Origin of the sequence: Pseudomonas cichorii, from assembly GCF_018343775.1 — a bacterium.
Classification (GTDB): Bacteria; Pseudomonadota; Gammaproteobacteria; order Pseudomonadales; family Pseudomonadaceae; genus Aquipseudomonas; species Aquipseudomonas cichorii.
This window is the reverse complement of record NZ_CP074349.1, coordinates 1,372,806-1,389,690: the sequence shown is the minus strand read 5'-3', so window position 1 is coordinate 1,389,690 and position 16,885 is coordinate 1,372,806. Positions and strand designations below refer to the sequence as shown.

Below are 16,885 nucleotides of genomic sequence, written 5' to 3'. Positions count from 1 at the left end.
AAGCCGCTCCATGCCGCAGGTGGATCCCGATTTGTTCGACCGCGGCCAGTTCCAGGCCGAACTGGCCTTGAAGGCAAGCCCCATCGCCGCTTTCAAGAAAGCCATCCGCAAAGCGCGTGACGTGCTCGACGAGCGCTTTCGTGAAGGCCGGAATATTCGCCGCCTGATCGAGGATCGGGCCTGGTTCGTGGATAACATCCTGCAACAGGCCTGGGATCAGTTCGACTGGAGCGAAGACGCCGACATCGCCCTGCTGGCGGTCGGCGGCTACGGTCGTGGCGAACTGCACCCTTATTCGGATATCGACCTGCTGATCCTGCTGGACAGCGCCGATCACGAAGTCTTTCGCGACTCCATCGAGCGCTTCCTGACCCTGCTGTGGGATATTGGCCTTGAAGTCGGGCAAAGCGTGCGTTCTGTGGATGAGTGCGCCCAGGAAGGCATGGCGGACCTGACCGTCATCACCAATCTGATGGAAAGCCGCACCATCGCTGGCCCCGAGCACCTGCGCCAGCGGATGCTGGAAGTCACCAGCACGCAGCATATGTGGCCGAGCAAGGACTTCTTCCTGGCCAAACGCGCCGAACAGAAGAAACGGCACCACAAATACAACGACACCGAATACAACCTGGAGCCCAACGTCAAAGGTTCCCCCGGTGGCCTGCGGGACATCCAGACCATCCTCTGGGTCGCCCGGCGCCAATACGGCACCCTGAACCTGCACGCACTGGCGGGTGAAGGTTTCCTGCTGGAAAGCGAGAACAACCTGCTCGCCTCTTCCCAGGAGTTCCTCTGGAAAGTGCGCTACGCCCTGCACATGCTGGCCGGGCGATCCGAAGACCGGCTGCTGTTCGATTACCAGAGCAGCATCGCTGGCCTGCTGGGTTATCAGGACAGCGATGCGAAGCTGGCCATCGAACGCTTCATGCAGAAGTACTACCGCGTGGTCATGAGCATCGCCGAACTGAGCGACCTGATCATCCAGCACTTTGAAGAAGTCATTCTGGTGGAGGATGACGGCAGCAGCACGCAGCCGATCAATTCACGCTTCCAGTTGCATGACGGTTATATCGAAGCCACGAAGCCGAACGTCTTCAAGCGCACGCCGTTCGCCATGATCGAAATCTTCGTGCTGATGGCTCAACGCCCGGAGATCAAGGGCGTGCGAGCCGACACGATTCGCCTGCTGCGCGAACACCGGCACCTGATCAACGACGATTTCCGCAACGATATCCGCAATACCAGCCTGTTCATCGAGCTATTCAAGTGCGAGCAAGGCATCCACCGCAACCTGCGCCGGATGAACCGCTATGGAATCCTGGGCCTGTACCTGCCCGAATTCGGCCATATCGTGGGCCAGATGCAGCATGACCTGTTCCACATCTATACGGTGGATGCGCACACGCTGAACCTGATCAAGCACATGCGCAGGCTGCAATACGCCGATGTGGCCGAGAAATTCCCTCTGGCCAGCAAGCTCATGGCGCGCCTGCCCAAGCCGGAGCTCGCCTATCTGGCCGGTCTGTATCACGACATCGGCAAGGGACGCGGCGGCGACCACTCCGAACTGGGTGCCGTGGATGCCGAGGCCTTCGGCATACGCCACCATCTGCCAGCATGGGACACACGCCTGATCGCCTGGCTGGTCAGCAACCATCTGGTGATGTCCACCACCGCGCAACGCAAAGACCTTTCCGACCCTCAGGTCATCCACGACTTCGCGCAGTTCGTCGGCGACGAGGTGCATCTGGATTACCTCTATGTACTGACCGTCGCCGACATCAACGCAACCAACCCGACGCTCTGGAACTCCTGGCGCGCCAGCCTGCTGCGCCAGTTGTATACCGAAACCAAGCGGGCCTTGCGCCGCGGACTGGAAAACCCGGTCGACCGCGAAGAACAGATTCGTCGTACGCAGATTGCCGCCCTGGACATCCTGGTGCGCAACGGCATCGACCCGGACGATGTGGAACAGCTCTGGTCAGCCCTGGGTGACGATTACTTCCTGCGCCATACCGCTGGCGATGTGGCCTGGCACAGCGATGCCATCCTGCAGCAGCCTGCCGATGGCGGCCCGTTGGTGCTGATCAAGGAAACCACCCAGCGCGAGTTCGAGGGCGGCACCCAGATTTTCATCTACGCACCGGACCAGCATGACTTCTTCGCTGTGACCGTGGCCGCGATGGACCAGTTGAACCTGAACATCCATGACGCCCGCATCATTACGTCCAGCAGCCAGTTCACCCTCGATACCTATATCGTGCTGGACAACGATGGCGGTTCAATCGGCGACAATCCCGAGCGAACCCGGCAAATCCGTGACGGCCTGACCGAAGCGCTGCGCACCCCGGACAACTACCCGACCATCATCAAGCGTCGCGTACCGCGCCAGCTCAAGCATTTTGCCTTCGCGCCCCAGGTGACCATCCACAACGATGCTCAACGCCCGGTGACCGTGCTGGAACTGCTGGCCCCCGACCGCCCAGGACTGCTGGCACGCATCGGCAAGATTTTTCTGGAGTTCGACCTGTCCCTGCAAAACGCCAAGATCGCGACCCTGGGAGAGCGAGTGGAAGACGTGTTTTTCATCACCGACGCCAACAATCAACCACTGTCTGATCCTCAGTTATGCAGCCGCCTGCAGGAAGCCATCGCCAAGCAATTGAGTGTCAATTCCGAGCCGGACAGCAGTTTGCGGATCAGTATCTAACGAATCGACTCGGCGCTCAGCCATTGAGGACCCAGCATCATGAACAACGCCATGCAACAGCTTCAGCCTTACCCGTTCGAGAAGCTTCGCGCCCTGCTCGGCAGCGTGACGCCCAACCCGGACAAGCGCCCCGTGGCCTTGTCTATCGGCGAGCCGAAGCATCGTTCACCCGAGTTCGTCGCCAAGGCCCTGGCCGACAACCTCGATCAAATGGCGGTCTATCCAACGACGCTGGGTATCCCGGCCCTGCGCGAAGCCATTGCCGGCTGGTGCAACCGTCGTTTCAATGTGCCCGAAGGCTGGATCGATCCGGCACGCAACGTACTGCCGGTCAACGGCACCCGCGAAGCGCTGTTTGCCTTCACCCAGACCGTGGTCAACCGCAGCGACGATGGCCTGGTGGTCAGCCCCAACCCGTTCTATCAGATCTACGAAGGCGCAGCATTCCTGGCCGGCGCTCAGCCGCACTACCTGCCTTGCCTGAGCGAAAACGGTTTCAATCCCGATTTCGACGCTGTCACACCTGATATCTGGAAGCGCTGCCAGATCCTGTTCCTGTGCTCGCCCGGCAACCCGACCGGCGCGCTGATCCCGCTGCCGACCCTGAAAAAGCTGATTGCCCTGGCCGACGAATACGATTTCGTGATCGCCGCGGACGAGTGCTACAGCGAGTTGTACTTCGACGAGCAGACACCGCCGCCCGGCCTGCTCACCGCCTGCGCCGAACTGGGCCGCCAGGACTTCAAGCGTTGCGTGGTCTTCCACAGCCTGTCCAAGCGCTCCAACCTGCCAGGCCTGCGTTCAGGCTTCGTGGCCGGTGACGCCGACATCCTCAAGGCTTTCCTGCTGTACCGCACCTACCACGGCTGCGCCATGCCGGTTCAAACCCAACTGGCCAGCATCGCAGCCTGGAATGACGAAGAACACGTACGCGCCAACCGCGACCTGTATCGCGAGAAGTTCGACGCAGTCCTGGAAATCCTCGCCCCCGTGCTGGATGTCCAACGCCCGGATGGTGGTTTCTACTTGTGGCCAAACGTGGGCAAGGACGACGCCGAATTCTGCCGCGACCTGTTCGCCGACCAGCATGTAACGGTTGTGCCGGGCTCCTACCTGTCCCGCGAAGCCAATGGCGTCAACCCTGGCGCTGGCCGCGTACGCCTGGCGCTGGTTGCACCGCTGGCCGAATGCATCGAAGCCGCCGAGCGGATTCGCGCCTTTATCACACGCTGAGTGTTGCGATTCCATGGCACGCAATGTGCCATGGAATAAACCTGTTCCGACACAGTCTGTGTGCTACAGAAACAGGTTACAAAGTCGATACAGTTCGCATACTCACTTCATGGAAGAGCATATGAACCTCGTATCGACGCTGTCGAACACGGCCATTTCCACCTACAGCAGCCTTGAAACTGCAAACACTGCTGCCAGCAAAACCGCTGCACTTACAACTTCAGTCACAACACCCCCAGAAACAACCCAACAGCCTAAGGGGACGGATCAAGCGACCTTCTCCAACGTTGCCCTGCAACTCAGCCAGACGACCTCTTCTGCCAGCTCACTATTTCCGGCTCGTCCCGGCATGAGCACCTCCGCCCTGATCATGGCACCCGCCAATCCGGGGCTGGCCACCAGTTCCAAAGGGCTGACCTTTGCCGATGTCGCCACTGACGCCCGCGCACGCATGAATGACAAATACGCGCAAATGGAAGCCAGCGGCACACCTTACGACCGTAATAGCTATGAAGGGCGCGACACCAACTCCCTGCTGGGCGATCTCGACCGGCGCTCGCTTTATGCCGTCAGCAGCAATAAAGACGGGCTCTTTACCAAAGAAGAACAACAGGCCGCCACCAGCGCCATGAGTCGCCAGCAAGGCATTGCAATGGGCCTGTACGACAGCAATGCCGCCAACGCCTTCACCGCCAACCCTGCCAAACACTACGAAGCAGGCCTGACCTTCCTCAACAACGTCAGCCCGGAAGAGAAAGGCTCGGCAGAGTGGCTGCTGCAACACATGAACCTCGAAGAAGGCATTGCCGCGCTCAAGAAAGAAGATAAAACCAAGCCCTCTCAGACCCTGTTTGAAATGATCGCCGAAATGAATTCAGGACAAACCAGAGAAGAGGAAGAAGAGAAGCCTCTGCCTGGAGCCAGTACGGCGAGCGCCCAGGCACCTGTCGCATCTTCGAGCCCGGCACCGGCATCAGGCGCAACCTCCTGACAGTCAGTTTGTCATCGCCACCAAGGTATAGACGCTGCGCTACGCTCTCATTGCGCCCGGATTGTCCGACAGATATCGCGACAGCCCGGGCACAGTGCGTTTGGGCGTGGCATAATCGCTGGCTGTTTTTTCGGGATGCATGAGGCATTTGGGCAATGGGAAATTCCGCCGATGGCAGCAAAGGCATTTGTCTATACGGCATCAAAGCCTGCGACACGATGAAAAAAGCGCGTACCTGGCTCGATGAACATGCTGTGAGCTACGAGTTTCATGATTACAAGACCCTTGGCATTGACCGTGAGCACCTGACGCAGTGGTGCGATGAACACGGCTGGCAAGTGGTGTTGAACCGCGCGGGGACGACCTTTCGCAAGCTCGATGACGGACAGAAGGCCGATCTCGATCAGGCAAAGGCAATCGAACTGATGCTCGCGCAACCGTCGATGATCAAGCGCCCGGTGCTGGATCTTGGCGATAAAACCCTGATTGGTTTCAAACCCGACCTGTATGCAACGGCCATCGCCTGATTGAGATGGCCCTTTAATTGGCAAGAGGAATTTGCATGTCTACTACCCTGTTCAGCCTGGCCTTCGGTGTCGGCACCCAAAACCGTCAAGGCGCGTGGCTGGAAGTCTTTTACGCCCAGCCGTTGATCAACCCGTCGGCTGAGCTGATTGCCGCTATCGCGCCGGTTCTGGGCTACACCGCTGGCAACCAGGCCATTGCGTTCAACACCGATCAAGCCTCGAAACTGGCCGATGCGGTCAAGTCCATCGATGCCACCCAAGCGGCTCTGCTGACTCGCCTGGCAGAAAGCCACAAGCCGCTGGTCGCCACTCTGCTGGCAGAAGATGCGCCGCTGACTTCTACGCCTGAGGCCTACCTCAAGCTGCACCTGCTGTCCCATCGTCTGGCCAAGCCACACGGCCTGAATCTGGCCGGTATCTTCCCGCTGTTGCCAAACGTTGCATGGACCAGCCAGGGTGCCGTGGATCTGGCCGAGCTGGCCGAGCGTCAACTCGAAGCACGCCTGAAGGGCGAGCTGCTGGAAGTCTTCTCGGTGGACAAGTTCCCGAAAATGACCGACTACGTAGTGCCGAGTGGCGTGCGTATCGCTGACAGCGCACGTGTTCGCCTGGGCGCCTACGTGGGCGAAGGCACCACCGTGATGCACGAAGGTTTCGTCAACTTCAACGGCGGCACCGAAGGGCCAGGCATGATCGAAGGCCGTGTTTCGGCAGGCGTCTTCGTCGGTAAGGGTTCCGACCTGGGCGGCGGCTGCTCGACCATGGGCACCCTGTCCGGTGGCGGCAACATCGTCATCAAGGTTGGCGAAGGCTGCCTGATCGGTGCCAACGCCGGTATCGGCATTCCGTTGGGCGACCGCAACACCGTCGAAGCCGGCCTGTACATCACCGCTGGCACCAAAGTCGCTCTGCTCGATGAAAACAACGAGCTGGTCAAAGTCGTCAAGGCCCGCGATCTCGCAGGCCAGACTGACTTGCTGTTCCGTCGCAACTCGCAGACCGGCGCAGTGGAATGCAAAACCCACAAGTCGGCCATCGAGCTGAACGAAGCACTGCACGCTCATAACTGATGCCGTGTCGGGTACAGGGCTTCGCACCCTGTACCCGCTCCATCGAAGCAGGATGAACAATGCCCCTCATTTCTCCATGGCGCGCTGACTTTCCTGCCATCGACGCCCTTCAGCGCCAGGGCCAGACCTATCTGGACAGCGCCGCAACCACGCAAAAACCCCAGGCATTGATCAATGCCCTGACCCATTACTACGCAAACGGTGCCGCCAATGTGCATCGTGCGCAGCATTTACCTGGTGCCCATGCCACCCAGGCGTTCGAGAACAGCCGCAACAAGGTCGCTCACTGGCTGAACGCCCATGAATCCGGCCAGATCATTTTCACCCATGGCGCGACCTCGGCCCTCAACCTGCTGGCCTATGGTCTGGAGCAGGAATTCGCCCCTGGCGACGAGATCGTCATCAGCGCTCTGGAACACCACGCCAACCTGTTGCCCTGGCAACAACTGGCTCAGCGTCGCGACCTGAAACTGGTGATCCTGCCTCTCGACAGCCATGGCCTGATCGATCTGAATGCGGCCACTGCACTGATCGGTCCGCGCACTCGCCTGCTGGCGGTCAGTCAGCTCTCCAACGTCCTCGGTGCCTGGCAGCCCTTGCCGCGCCTGATGGAACTGGCCAGGGCGCAAGGCGCATTGACGGTGGTGGATGGTGCGCAGGGCGTGGTCCATGGTCGGCATGATGTGCAGGCACTGGGTTGCGACTTCTATGTATTTTCCAGCCACAAGCTCTACGGCCCGGACGGGCTCGGCGTGCTGTATGCCAGCAACACCGCCCTGCCACGCCTGAAGCACTGGCAATACGGCGGCGAAATGGTGCTCGACGCCGATTATCAGCAGGCCAGTTTCCGCCCCGCGCCCCTGGGCTTCGAGGCCGGTACGCCGCCGATTGCCAGCGTGATCGGCCTGGGAGCGACACTGGATTATCTGGACAGTCTGGATCAGCAGGCCGTGGCCGAGCATGAAACCCGGCTGCATCAGCGTCTTCTGGAGGGCTTGCAACAGCGCGAAGGCATTCGCGTGCTGGGTTCGCCGGAACTGGCACTGGTCAGCTTCGTGGTCGATGGCGTGCATAACGCCGATCTGGCTCACCTGCTGACTGAACAGGGCATTGCCGTGCGCGCTGGCCATCATTGCGCGATGCCGCTGCTCAAGAGTCTCGGGCTGCCGGGCGCAATCCGTGTATCACTTGGCCTGTACAACGATTCGGATGACTTGCTGCGCTTTTTCAGTGCTCTGGATCAGGCGCTGGAGTTGCTGCGATGACCCTGACCACAGGTGCACAAACCGCGCTGGACACCTTCAGCCAGCTTCAAGGCTGGGAACAACGCGCTCGTCTGCTGATGCAATGGGGCGACCGGCTGCCCGCCCTGAGTGACGACGAAAAGTCCGAAGAGCATCTGGTGCAGGGCTGTGAAAGCAAGGTCTGGTTACTGGGCGCTGTCAGCGATGGACGCTGGCAGTTTCGGGCTGCCAGCGACGCCCGGTTGATTCGCGGTCTGGTGGCGCTGCTGCTGGAGCGGGTCAATGGCCTGTCGGAGCAGGAGCTGCTGGAAGTTGACCTGCCCGACTGGTTCAACCAATTGGGCCTGAGTCGCCAGCTGTCACCTTCGCGCAGCAACGGCCTCAACGCCGTGCTGCAAAAGATGCGGCAACTGGCTCACGCCTGAGGCGGCGGGACCGAAACCGGTTTTGCACGCTCGGACGGGCGTCGTGTTCCGGCCACCAGCTTGTCGATAGCCCGGGTGGCCGCGACCATGCCGAAGGTCGCCGTCACCATCATCACCGCGCCGAAACCTCCCGCGCAGTCGAGTTTGACGCCATCACCTACGAAACGCTTCTGCAGGCAGATGCTGCCATCGGGCTTGGGATAGCGCAGTTGCTCGCTGGAAAACACACAGGGCACGCTGTAGTGACGATTCGGCGTACGGGAGAAACCGTATTCGCGACGCAGAGTCGAGCGTACCTTGGAGGCCAGCGGATCGTTGAAGGTGCGGTTCAGGTCACCGATCTGAATCTGGGTGGGGTCAATCTGCCCGCCAGCCCCTCCCGTGGTCACGATCTGGATCTTGCGTCGCTTGCACCATGAAATCAGCGCGGCCTTGGCATTGACGCTGTCGATGCAGTCGATCACGAAGTCCAGATCCGGGGTGATGTAATCCGCCATGGTGTCCCGGGTCACGAAATCGCTGACCGCATGAACCGTACACGCAGGGTTGATGGTCTTTATGCGCTCGGCCATGACCTCGACCTTGGGCCGCCCTACCGTGCTGTCCAGCGCATGCAACTGACGATTGCTGTTGCTGACGCAGACGTCATCCATATCGAACAGGGAAATCTCGCCCACACCGCAGCGCGCCATGGCCTCGGCCGCCCATGAACCCACGCCGCCGATACCGACCACGGCCACATGAGCTGCACGCAAGCGCTCCAGCCCCTCGATGCCGTACAAACGGGCGATGCCTGCGAACCGTGGATCTTCTGTGCTCATGTCAATTACCCCGAAAAACCGGCGCGCATTATAAGAGGTTTGGCAGAGGCGCGGCACCCTTATCATCGCCCGGTTTGCAATCAGCGCCTGCAGAGTACCGGCCAAATATGCATAGACTCCCTTTACAAGCGGGAACAACTTACCACCGCCCTACATAGAAAACCTTTTCACTGAATTATTTTGTTTATAAATCAGAATCAGTACCGCAACACACTGACGACATGAGTTCTATATCCTGCCCTTCCAGAAAGTTTCAGATCTGTGCAATCAGAAAAACTACAAAACGGATGTATGTTCATGAGTTCTACCCGCACCGACCCACTTCCCTCCCCCATGGAGCAAACTGCCTTTCAGGAAAAGCGCTGGCAAGCGTTAGCCGTTATCTGTCTGGCAACCCTGATGATCGTGCTGGATACGACGATCGTGAATGTTGCACTTCCCTCTATCAAACTTGATCTGGGCTTTGATGATGTCTCGCTGGCATGGGTCATCAATGTCTATCTGCTGACCTTTGGCGGGTTCCTGTTGCTGGGTGGCCGCCTTGGTGACCTGTACGGACAGCGGGTGATTTTCGTCTGGGGCACCAGCCTGTTTACCCTGGCATCACTGGCCTGCGGTATCGCAACGACTCAAGAGACGCTTATCGCAGCCCGCGCACTTCAAGGCTTTGGCGGTGCACTGCTGACCTCGACGGCGCTGTCGCTCATCATTCGCCTGTTCACGGACCCGTCCGAACGTGCAAAAGCCATTGGTGCCTACAGCTTCGTATGTACCGGTGGCGGCAGCATCGGTGTACTGCTCGGTGGCGTCCTGACCGACCTTTATGAGTGGTATACGATTTTCCTGATCAACCTGCCGATAGGCGTTCTTGTTCTCGCACTGAGTCGGCGCTTGCTGCCACCTGTCGAAATAACAGAAAAAGGCGCCCTGGACATAGCAGGTGCCATTACCATAATTGCAGCGTTGATAGTGGCCGTTTATGCAATCATGAATGGCAATCATATTGGCTGGACTTCTAAAACAACAGTAAGCCAACTGACCTTGGCAACCCTAATGTTCATTGTATTTATCCGGATAGAACTTTGTACGAAAGTTCCTCTGATTCCTGTACGACTTTTCCACTCAAGAAATCTGACAACGGCAAACTTCATCGGAATGCTTTGGGCAACTTCCATGTTCGCCTGGTTTTTTCTTTGTGCCCTGTATCTTCAACAAGTACTGGACTACTCACCTCTTGAAGTCGGCCTGGCGTTTCTTCCGGCCAATCTGGTGATGGCACTGTGTTCATTGCTCCTGTCTTCGAGACTCATCATTCGCTACGGCGTCAAACTGCCGCTGGTTCTTGGGCTGGGGCTCGCTGCCGCAGGTCTTTTCCTGTTGGCCAGGGCACCCGTCGATGGCAATTTCCTGCTGGATATCCTGCCGGGGATGCTGCTGATCGGCGTGGGTGCAGGCATGGGTTTCAACCCGATACTGGTGGCCGCCATGAGTGATGCAAAGACCGGCGAAGAAGGTATCGCTTCGGGCATCGTCAATACCTCTTTCATGATGGGAGGCGCGCTGGGTCTGGCGATTATCAGCAGCCTGGCTTCGCATTACAGCGAACGACTCACAGAAGCAGGCCACACCGCACTTGAAGCCTTGAGCGGCGGCTATGGCGCGGCGTTCCTGCTCGGTGGTCTGCTGGCGCTTGTGGCATCACTGACCGGGGCAATATTCATGCGCAAATGACAGCGAGATTGAAGGTCCGGGTATTGAACGGCGGTCATGAACGCCGTTTAACTTCGTTTTGCTTTAAGATATCCGCCTTTTCGCGCCCACAGCCTTGTTCCCGGAGTTCTGTTCATGACAGCCCCAGCCGACCTTTCGCCCACGCTTCAACTCGCCTGCGACCTGATTCGCCGTCCTTCGGTCACTCCGGTCGATGCCGATTGCCAGACGGTGATGATGCAACGTCTGGGCGATGCGGGCTTCAAGCTGGAGCCCATGCGCATCGAAGACGTCGACAACTTCTGGGCCACCCATGGCACCAGCGAAGGTCCGGTGCTGTGCTTCGCCGGTCACACCGATGTGGTTCCCACCGGCCCGGTCCAGGCCTGGCAGACCGATCCGTTCGATGCACTGATCGATGAGCACGGCATGCTCTGCGGTCGTGGCGCAGCGGACATGAAAGGCAGTCTGGCGGCGATGGTGGTGGCGTGCGAGCGTTTCGTCAGCGATTACCCTGACCACAAGGGTTCGGTGGCATTCCTGATCACCAGCGACGAAGAAGGTCCGGCACACCATGGCACCAAGGCCGTGGTTGAACGTCTGGCAGCCCGTAAAGAGCGCCTGGACTGGTGCATCGTCGGCGAACCGTCGAGCACCACGCTGGTGGGCGATGTGGTGAAAAACGGACGTCGCGGCTCGCTGGGCGCCAAGCTCACCGTGCGCGGCATTCAGGGCCATGTGGCCTACCCGCATCTGGCGAAAAACCCGATTCATCTGGCCGCTCCGGCGCTGGCCGAACTGGCCGCCGAGCACTGGGACGATGGCAATGCCTTTTTCCCGCCGACCAGCTTCCAGATATCCAACCTCAATTCGGGCACTGGCGCGACCAACGTGATCCCCGGTGATCTGGTGGCAGTATTCAACTTCCGCTTCTCGACCGAATCCACCGTCGAAGGTCTGCAACAGCGTGTCGCCACCATCCTCGACAGACACGGCCTGGACTGGCATGTGGACTGGGCGTTGTCGGGCCTGCCGTTCCTGACCGAACCCGGCGCTTTGCTGGATGCGGTTTCAGACAGCATCAGGAAAGTCACCGGCCGTGAAACCAAGGCGTCCACCAGTGGCGGCACTTCGGATGGCCGTTTCATCGCAACCCTGGGGACTCAGGTGGTTGAACTGGGGCCGGTCAACGCGACCATCCACCAGGTCAACGAGCGCATCCTGGCCAGCGACCTCGATGTCCTGACCGAGATCTACTACCAGACCATGGTCAAGTTGCTCGCCTGATGCTGACCTGCCCAATCTGTTCGGCGCCTCTGGGCGCCGCCGACAATGGCGTGGTCTGCCCCGCCAATCATCGCTTCGACCGTGCACGTCAGGGCTATCTGAACCTGTTGCCGGTGCAGCACAAGAACAGCCGTGACCCTGGCGACAATCAGGCCATGGTCGAGGCCCGACGCGACTTCCTGAATGCCGGGCATTACGCGCCGGTGGCTCAGCGTCTGGCCGAGCTGGCTGCAGAACGTGCCCCGGCTCGCTGGCTGGATATCGGCTGTGGCGAGGGTTACTACACGGCGCAGATCGCCGAGGCCCTGCCTGATGCCGATGGCTATGCGCTGGATATTTCCCGCGAAGCGGTCAAGCGCGCCTGCCGCCGTAACCCGAAGCTGACCTGGATGGTCGCCAGCATGGCCCGTGTGCCAATGCCAGACGCCAGCTGCCAGTTTCTGGCCAGCGTTTTCAGCCCTCTGGACTGGAAAGAAGCCAAGCGTTTGCTGACTCCCGGCGGCGGACTGATGCGCGTCGGCCCCACCAACGACCATCTGATGGAGCTGCGCCAGCGGCTCTATGATGAGGTTCGCGATTATGCCGACGACAAGCACCTGGCTCTGGTGCCGGAAGGCATGCAGTTACAACACAGCGAAACCCTGCGCTACACCCTGAAGCTGATCGACGGGCAGTCCCGCGCCGACCTGCTGGCCATGACGCCCCATGGATGGCGTGCCAGCGCCGAGCGCCGCACGGCTGTCATCGAGCACCCCGGACCGTTCAAGGTCACCGTTTCCATGCGCTACGATTATTTCGTGCTGCTGTAGCATTCAAGTGAGGCCCCCATGCGCCAACCCGATATCGAGATTTACCTCAAAGACGAAGACGTCGATCATAAGGCCATTGCCCAATGGCTCGGCACCGCGCTCGGCCCTTGCAGCGACTGGACCCAGAAAGGCCAGACCTGGAAGTGCAAGGCCGGCAATGTTCCTGTGACCTGGCTGCCAAAGGCCGTGGGCAAATGGAACAGCCTTTACCTGGAAAGCGACAAGACACCATGGGAAGACGACATCGCCTGCGCCCGTGCCGCTTTCGCCGCCCTTGATGTCGAAGTGCGCTGTGCGCCGGGAACCTGGGTCGAAGAAGAAAGCGATGATGCTGCCGATCGCTGGATTCGCATCAGCGCCGATGGCGAAGAAGAGATTACCTGGCGCACTTCGTAACCCTTTCGCGAATTCATTCTCGAAAGCATCCAGGCACACATTTTCAGTACCTGAACATACTGTCGCGACCAAGACACCCCCCGCTCGTTTGCCTCCGGGATCGGCCACTTTGCCCATCCCGGACAGATACGGCACACTGATGCCCATCGGGCGCTCGCCCCTACATCCCACTCAGCAGAAGCCGTATGACCCGTTCCCCGTTCCGTCGTCTTGTATTCGGCACTCTGCGCCGGTTGCTGTACCTCTGGGTTCGCTCGGAAACCATCAACCAGTCGTCTTTCACGCTCAATCTGGACCGCAGTCGTCCGGTGTTCTATGTGCTGCAATCGCCATCCCTGAGCGATCTGGCAGTCATCGATACCGAGTGCCGCAAGGCCGGCCTGCCGCGACCGATCCTGCCGGTGTCGGTGGGTAACCTGATGGAACCTGCCGCGTTCTTTTACCTGACCCCCGAGCCTGACTGGCTGGGCCGTCACGACAAACGCGGTGCGCCGCCGACGCTTGAACGGCTGCTTGAGACGGTCAACCAGAACCCGACTGAAGATGCGCAAGTCATTCCGGTCAGCGTGTTCTGGGGACAATCGCCGGACCGCGAATCCAGCGCCTGGAAACTGCTGTTCGCCGACAGCTGGGCGGTAACCGGACGCCTGCGTCGCCTGGTCACCATTCTGATTCTGGGCCGCAAGACCCGCGTGCAGTTCTCGAACCCTATCCATCTGCGCGATCTGGTCAACGAAAACAAAAGCCCGGAACTGACGCTGCGCATGAGCCAGCGCCTGTTGCGGGTGCGCTTTCGCAACCTGAAAACAGCGGTCATCGGTCCCGACGTTTCCCACCGTCGCAATCTGGTCAAAGGCCTGCTGGACGAGCCCATGGTCCAGCAGGCGATTGTCGAAGAAGCCGAGCGCGAGAAAATCACTCACGAGAAGGCCCGGGAACAGGCCCTGCGCTACGGCAACGAAATTGCGTCGGACTACACCTATTCGGCCATCCGTTTTCTGGAAGTGGTGCTGAGCTGGTTCTGGAACAAGATCTACGACGGGATCAAGGTCAGCCACATAGAAGGCGTGCAGGACGTCGCGCCCGGCCATGAAGTGATTTATGTGCCCTGCCATCGCAGCCACATCGATTACCTGCTGCTGTCCTATCTGCTGTTTCGCAACGGCCTGACGCCACCGCACATTGCAGCAGGCATCAACCTGAACATGCCGGTGATCGGTGGCCTGCTGCGTCGGGGTGGCGCGTTTTTCATGCGTCGGACCTTCAAGGGCAATCCGCTGTACACCGCCGTGTTCAACGAATACCTGCACACCCTGTTCACCAAGGGCTTTCCGGTCGAATACTTCGTCGAAGGTGGCCGTTCGCGTACCGGACGCATGCTGCAACCCAAGACCGGCATGCTCGCCATTACCCTGCGCAGCTTCCTGCGCAATTCGCGTATGCCCATCGTGTTCGTGCCGGTGTATATCGGCTATGAGCGGGTACTCGAAGGCCGTACTTACCTGGGCGAACTGCGCGGGGCCAGCAAGAAGAAAGAATCGATCTTCGATATCTTCAAGGTCATCGGCGCCCTCAAGCAGCGCTTCGGGCAAGTGTCGGTGAACTTTGGCGAGCCGATCAAGCTGGCGCAGTTCCTCGACAGCGAACAGCCCGACTGGCGCGAACAGGAACTGGGGCCGCAATTCCGTCCGGCGTGGCTCAATGAGACCACCAACCGCCTGGGCGAGCGAGTAGCCCGGCATCTGAACGAAGCCGCAGCCGTGAACCCGATGAATCTGGTGGCCGTAGCACTGCTTTCCACCCAACGGCTGGCGCTGGACGATCAGGCCATGGAGCGGGTGCTGGATCTGTATCTGGCACTGCTGCGCAAAGTACCGTATTCACCACACACGACATTGCCCGAAGGCAATGGCCGGGCACTGATCGAGCATGTCAAAGGCATGGATCTGCTGGCCGAGCAAAAGGATGCATTGGGCAAGATTCTGTATCTGAACGAACAGAATGCAGTCCTGATGACCTACTACCGCAACAACGTGCTGCATATCTTCGCGATGCCTTCGCTGCTGGCAAGCTTCTTCCAGAGCTCGTCGCGCATGAACCGCGAGCAGATCCTGCGCTACACCCGTGCGTTGTATCCGTACCTGCAATCGGAGCTGTTCATTCGCTGGCCCCTGGAAGAGCTGGATGAAGTCGTCGACCAATGGCTGGCCGCACTGGTCGAGCAAGGCCTGCTGCGCTTCAAGAACGATGCCTATGTCCGTCCGGAACCGAGTTCCAGGGAGTATGTGCAACTGACGCTGTTGTCCAAGGCCATCGCCCAGACCTTGCAGCGTTTCTACATGGCCATCTCGTTGCTGCTCAACAGCGGCCAGAACACGCTGAGCGCAGAGGAGCTGGAAGACCTGTGTACGGTCATGGCCCAGCGGCTATCGATCCTGCATGGCCTAAATGCCCCGGAGTTCTTCGACAAGAGCCTGTTCCGGCATTTCATCCAGACCTTGCTCGACCTCGGTGTGCTGCGCAAGGACGGCGCTGGCAAGCTGAGCCATCATCCGTTGCTCGGAGAACTGGCGGAAGGCGCAGCCAAGCGTGTGCTGCCGGGCGATATCCGCCTGTCGATCCGGCAGGTGACGCTGCATAACGAGATCGAAGAAACGCCTGCCGCAGATTGATCCACGCTTTTCAGGTTCCCTGATAACCTCAATGCAGGGTCGCGCTGATGTTCATGTCAGCGCGACTTTCAAGACTCCACAAAATAAGGATGCTGCCATGCTTCGCCCATCGTTTAGCTTTGCCGGCCTGTGCGCAGGCCTGCTGCTGTCGGCCAACGTGTTTGCCCTGTCTCTGGGTGACCTGTCGCAATCGGACGCCACTGGCGGGCTCAAGGATGCACTGACCCAGGGCGCTCAGGTAGCGGTCAAGCAACTGGGCGTGCCCGGAGGTTTCAGCAATAACCAGGAAGTGCGTATCGAATTGCCGGGGAATCTGGGCAAGGTCGCGAAAAAGATGAAACAGTTCGGCATGGGCGCTCAGGTCGATCAACTGGAAGCCAGCATGAACCAGGCCGCCGAGGCTGCCGTTCCCCAGGCTCAGGCCTTGCTGGTGGATGCGGTCAAGAAAATGAGCGTGGCCGATGCCAAGTCGATCCTCAGTGGCGGCAAGGACTCCGCCACTCAGTACCTGAATAGCAGCAGCCGTGAGCAGATCCGCGCCAAATTCCTGCCTATCGTCAAGCAGGCCACCGACAAGGTAGGCCTGGCCCAGAAATACAACGCCTTTGCCGGTCAGGCCGCCACCTTGGGCGTTCTGGACGCGAAAAGCTCAAATATTGAAGGCTATGTGACCGAGCAGGCGCTCAACGGCCTGTTCGAGATGATCGCCAAACAGGAAGAAAGCATCCGCGCCAACCCGGCTGCAGCAGCGACCGGATTGGCGAAGAAGGTGTTTGGAGCACTTTAACCGAGTAGGAGATCACCCGGCGCCGCGCTGTCGCGCAGCAAACAGGAGCAGGTGTTTCCAGATTCATGGTTCGGCTTGAGGCCGCCTTGCGCCTTTACGGCGCGTTCTGCGGCGCTCTCACGATTGTTGTGTAGGAGCTTCATTCGCTCCTACAGGGATGAGCAAAAATCTTCCAGACACCGCCGATTGCGACGTGGGTGACG

14 protein-coding genes are annotated in these 16,885 nt (G+C 59.6%); 13 read left to right on the top strand and 1 reads right to left on the bottom strand.

Features of this window, described 5'->3' with window-relative positions; translation table 11 throughout:
* Positions 1–10 precede the first annotated feature (10 nt).
* The 7 genes from KGD89_RS06190 (at position 11) to KGD89_RS06160 (ending at position 8,200) form a co-directional block, all read left to right on the top strand.
* The gene (locus KGD89_RS06190) at positions 11–2,710 is read left to right on the top strand and encodes a [protein-PII] uridylyltransferase (protein WP_025258942.1); all 2,700 of its coding nucleotides are present in this window, start codon (positions 11–13) and stop codon (positions 2,708–2,710) included.
* A gap of 39 nt (positions 2,711–2,749) precedes the next feature.
* The gene (gene dapC / locus KGD89_RS06185; protein WP_025258941.1) at positions 2,750–3,943 is read left to right on the top strand and encodes a succinyldiaminopimelate transaminase; all 1,194 of its coding nucleotides are present in this window, start codon (positions 2,750–2,752) and stop codon (positions 3,941–3,943) included.
* A gap of 121 nt (positions 3,944–4,064) precedes the next feature.
* Complete coding sequence (locus tag KGD89_RS06180; RefSeq protein WP_025258940.1) at positions 4,065–4,934, top strand: hypothetical protein; 870 nt, start codon at positions 4,065–4,067, stop codon at positions 4,932–4,934.
* 155 nt (positions 4,935–5,089) lie between these two features.
* Positions 5,090–5,461: an ArsC family reductase gene (locus tag KGD89_RS06175; protein ID WP_038399760.1), complete on the top strand. Its 372-nt coding sequence runs from the start codon at positions 5,090–5,092 to the stop codon at positions 5,459–5,461.
* A gap of 35 nt (positions 5,462–5,496) precedes the next feature.
* A complete protein-coding gene (dapD, locus tag KGD89_RS06170; RefSeq protein WP_025258938.1) occupies positions 5,497–6,531 on the top strand; it encodes a 2,3,4,5-tetrahydropyridine-2,6-dicarboxylate N-succinyltransferase in 1,035 nt (344 codons plus the stop codon).
* A 59-nt stretch (positions 6,532–6,590) separates the two neighbouring features.
* Positions 6,591–7,796 (top strand): aminotransferase class V-fold PLP-dependent enzyme, encoded by a 1,206-nt coding sequence (locus KGD89_RS06165; protein WP_025258937.1) that lies wholly within the window; start codon positions 6,591–6,593, stop codon positions 7,794–7,796.
* A complete protein-coding gene (locus KGD89_RS06160) occupies positions 7,793–8,200 on the top strand; it encodes a SufE family protein (protein ID WP_025258936.1) in 408 nt (135 codons plus the stop codon). The genes KGD89_RS06165 and KGD89_RS06160 overlap by 4 nt, the downstream gene beginning before the upstream one ends.
* On the opposite strand, the gene tcdA is transcribed toward KGD89_RS06160, so the two are convergent.
* Positions 8,191–9,021 carry a tRNA cyclic N6-threonylcarbamoyladenosine(37) synthase TcdA gene (tcdA, locus tag KGD89_RS06155; RefSeq protein ID WP_025258935.1) on the bottom strand — a complete coding sequence of 277 codons (831 nt, stop codon included), beginning with the start codon at positions 9,019–9,021 and terminating at the stop codon, positions 8,191–8,193. The two genes, KGD89_RS06160 and tcdA, sit on opposite strands and share 10 nt — an antisense overlap.
* A 297-nt stretch (positions 9,022–9,318) precedes the next feature.
* On the opposite strand from tcdA, the gene KGD89_RS06150 reads away from it, so the two are divergent.
* The 6 genes from KGD89_RS06150 (at position 9,319) to KGD89_RS06125 (ending at position 16,682) form a co-directional block, all read left to right on the top strand.
* On the top strand, positions 9,319–10,752 hold the full coding sequence (locus KGD89_RS06150) for a DHA2 family efflux MFS transporter permease subunit (RefSeq protein ID WP_200985814.1): 1,434 nt from the start codon (positions 9,319–9,321) through the stop codon (positions 10,750–10,752).
* A gap of 114 nt (positions 10,753–10,866) precedes the next feature.
* A complete protein-coding gene (gene dapE, locus KGD89_RS06145; protein ID WP_025258933.1) occupies positions 10,867–12,018 on the top strand; it encodes a succinyl-diaminopimelate desuccinylase in 1,152 nt (383 codons plus the stop codon).
* On the top strand, positions 12,018–12,827 hold the full coding sequence (locus KGD89_RS06140; protein ID WP_025258932.1) for a putative RNA methyltransferase: 810 nt from the start codon (positions 12,018–12,020) through the stop codon (positions 12,825–12,827). The genes dapE and KGD89_RS06140 overlap by 1 nt, the downstream gene beginning before the upstream one ends.
* An 18-nt stretch (positions 12,828–12,845) precedes the next feature.
* On the top strand, positions 12,846–13,223 hold the full coding sequence (locus KGD89_RS06135) for a hypothetical protein (RefSeq protein WP_025258931.1): 378 nt from the start codon (positions 12,846–12,848) through the stop codon (positions 13,221–13,223).
* Positions 13,224–13,408: 185 nt separating this feature from the next.
* On the top strand, positions 13,409–15,895 hold the full coding sequence (gene plsB, locus KGD89_RS06130) for a glycerol-3-phosphate 1-O-acyltransferase PlsB (protein WP_025258930.1): 2,487 nt from the start codon (positions 13,409–13,411) through the stop codon (positions 15,893–15,895).
* A gap of 97 nt (positions 15,896–15,992) precedes the next feature.
* Positions 15,993–16,682: a DUF4197 domain-containing protein gene (locus KGD89_RS06125; RefSeq protein ID WP_025258929.1), complete on the top strand. Its 690-nt coding sequence runs from the start codon at positions 15,993–15,995 to the stop codon at positions 16,680–16,682.
* Positions 16,683–16,885 lie beyond the last annotated feature (203 nt).

Coding starts and splice junctions, on each gene's coding strand:
- KGD89_RS06190 (WP_025258942.1), top strand. CDS start 11: ATGCCGCAGGTGGATCCCGATTTGTTCGACCGCGGCCAGTTCCAGGCC.
- dapC (WP_025258941.1), top strand. CDS start 2,750: ATGAACAACGCCATGCAACAGCTTCAGCCTTACCCGTTCGAGAAGCTT.
- KGD89_RS06180 (WP_025258940.1), top strand. CDS start 4,065: ATGAACCTCGTATCGACGCTGTCGAACACGGCCATTTCCACCTACAGC.
- KGD89_RS06175 (WP_038399760.1), top strand. CDS start 5,090: ATGGGAAATTCCGCCGATGGCAGCAAAGGCATTTGTCTATACGGCATC.
- dapD (WP_025258938.1), top strand. CDS start 5,497: ATGTCTACTACCCTGTTCAGCCTGGCCTTCGGTGTCGGCACCCAAAAC.
- KGD89_RS06165 (WP_025258937.1), top strand. CDS start 6,591: ATGCCCCTCATTTCTCCATGGCGCGCTGACTTTCCTGCCATCGACGCC.
- KGD89_RS06160 (WP_025258936.1), top strand. CDS start 7,793: ATGACCCTGACCACAGGTGCACAAACCGCGCTGGACACCTTCAGCCAG.
- tcdA (WP_025258935.1), bottom strand. CDS start 9,021: ATGAGCACAGAAGATCCACGGTTCGCAGGCATCGCCCGTTTGTACGGC.
- KGD89_RS06150 (WP_200985814.1), top strand. CDS start 9,319: ATGAGTTCTACCCGCACCGACCCACTTCCCTCCCCCATGGAGCAAACT.
- dapE (WP_025258933.1), top strand. CDS start 10,867: ATGACAGCCCCAGCCGACCTTTCGCCCACGCTTCAACTCGCCTGCGAC.
- KGD89_RS06140 (WP_025258932.1), top strand. CDS start 12,018: ATGCTGACCTGCCCAATCTGTTCGGCGCCTCTGGGCGCCGCCGACAAT.
- KGD89_RS06135 (WP_025258931.1), top strand. CDS start 12,846: ATGCGCCAACCCGATATCGAGATTTACCTCAAAGACGAAGACGTCGAT.
- plsB (WP_025258930.1), top strand. CDS start 13,409: ATGACCCGTTCCCCGTTCCGTCGTCTTGTATTCGGCACTCTGCGCCGG.
- KGD89_RS06125 (WP_025258929.1), top strand. CDS start 15,993: ATGCTTCGCCCATCGTTTAGCTTTGCCGGCCTGTGCGCAGGCCTGCTG.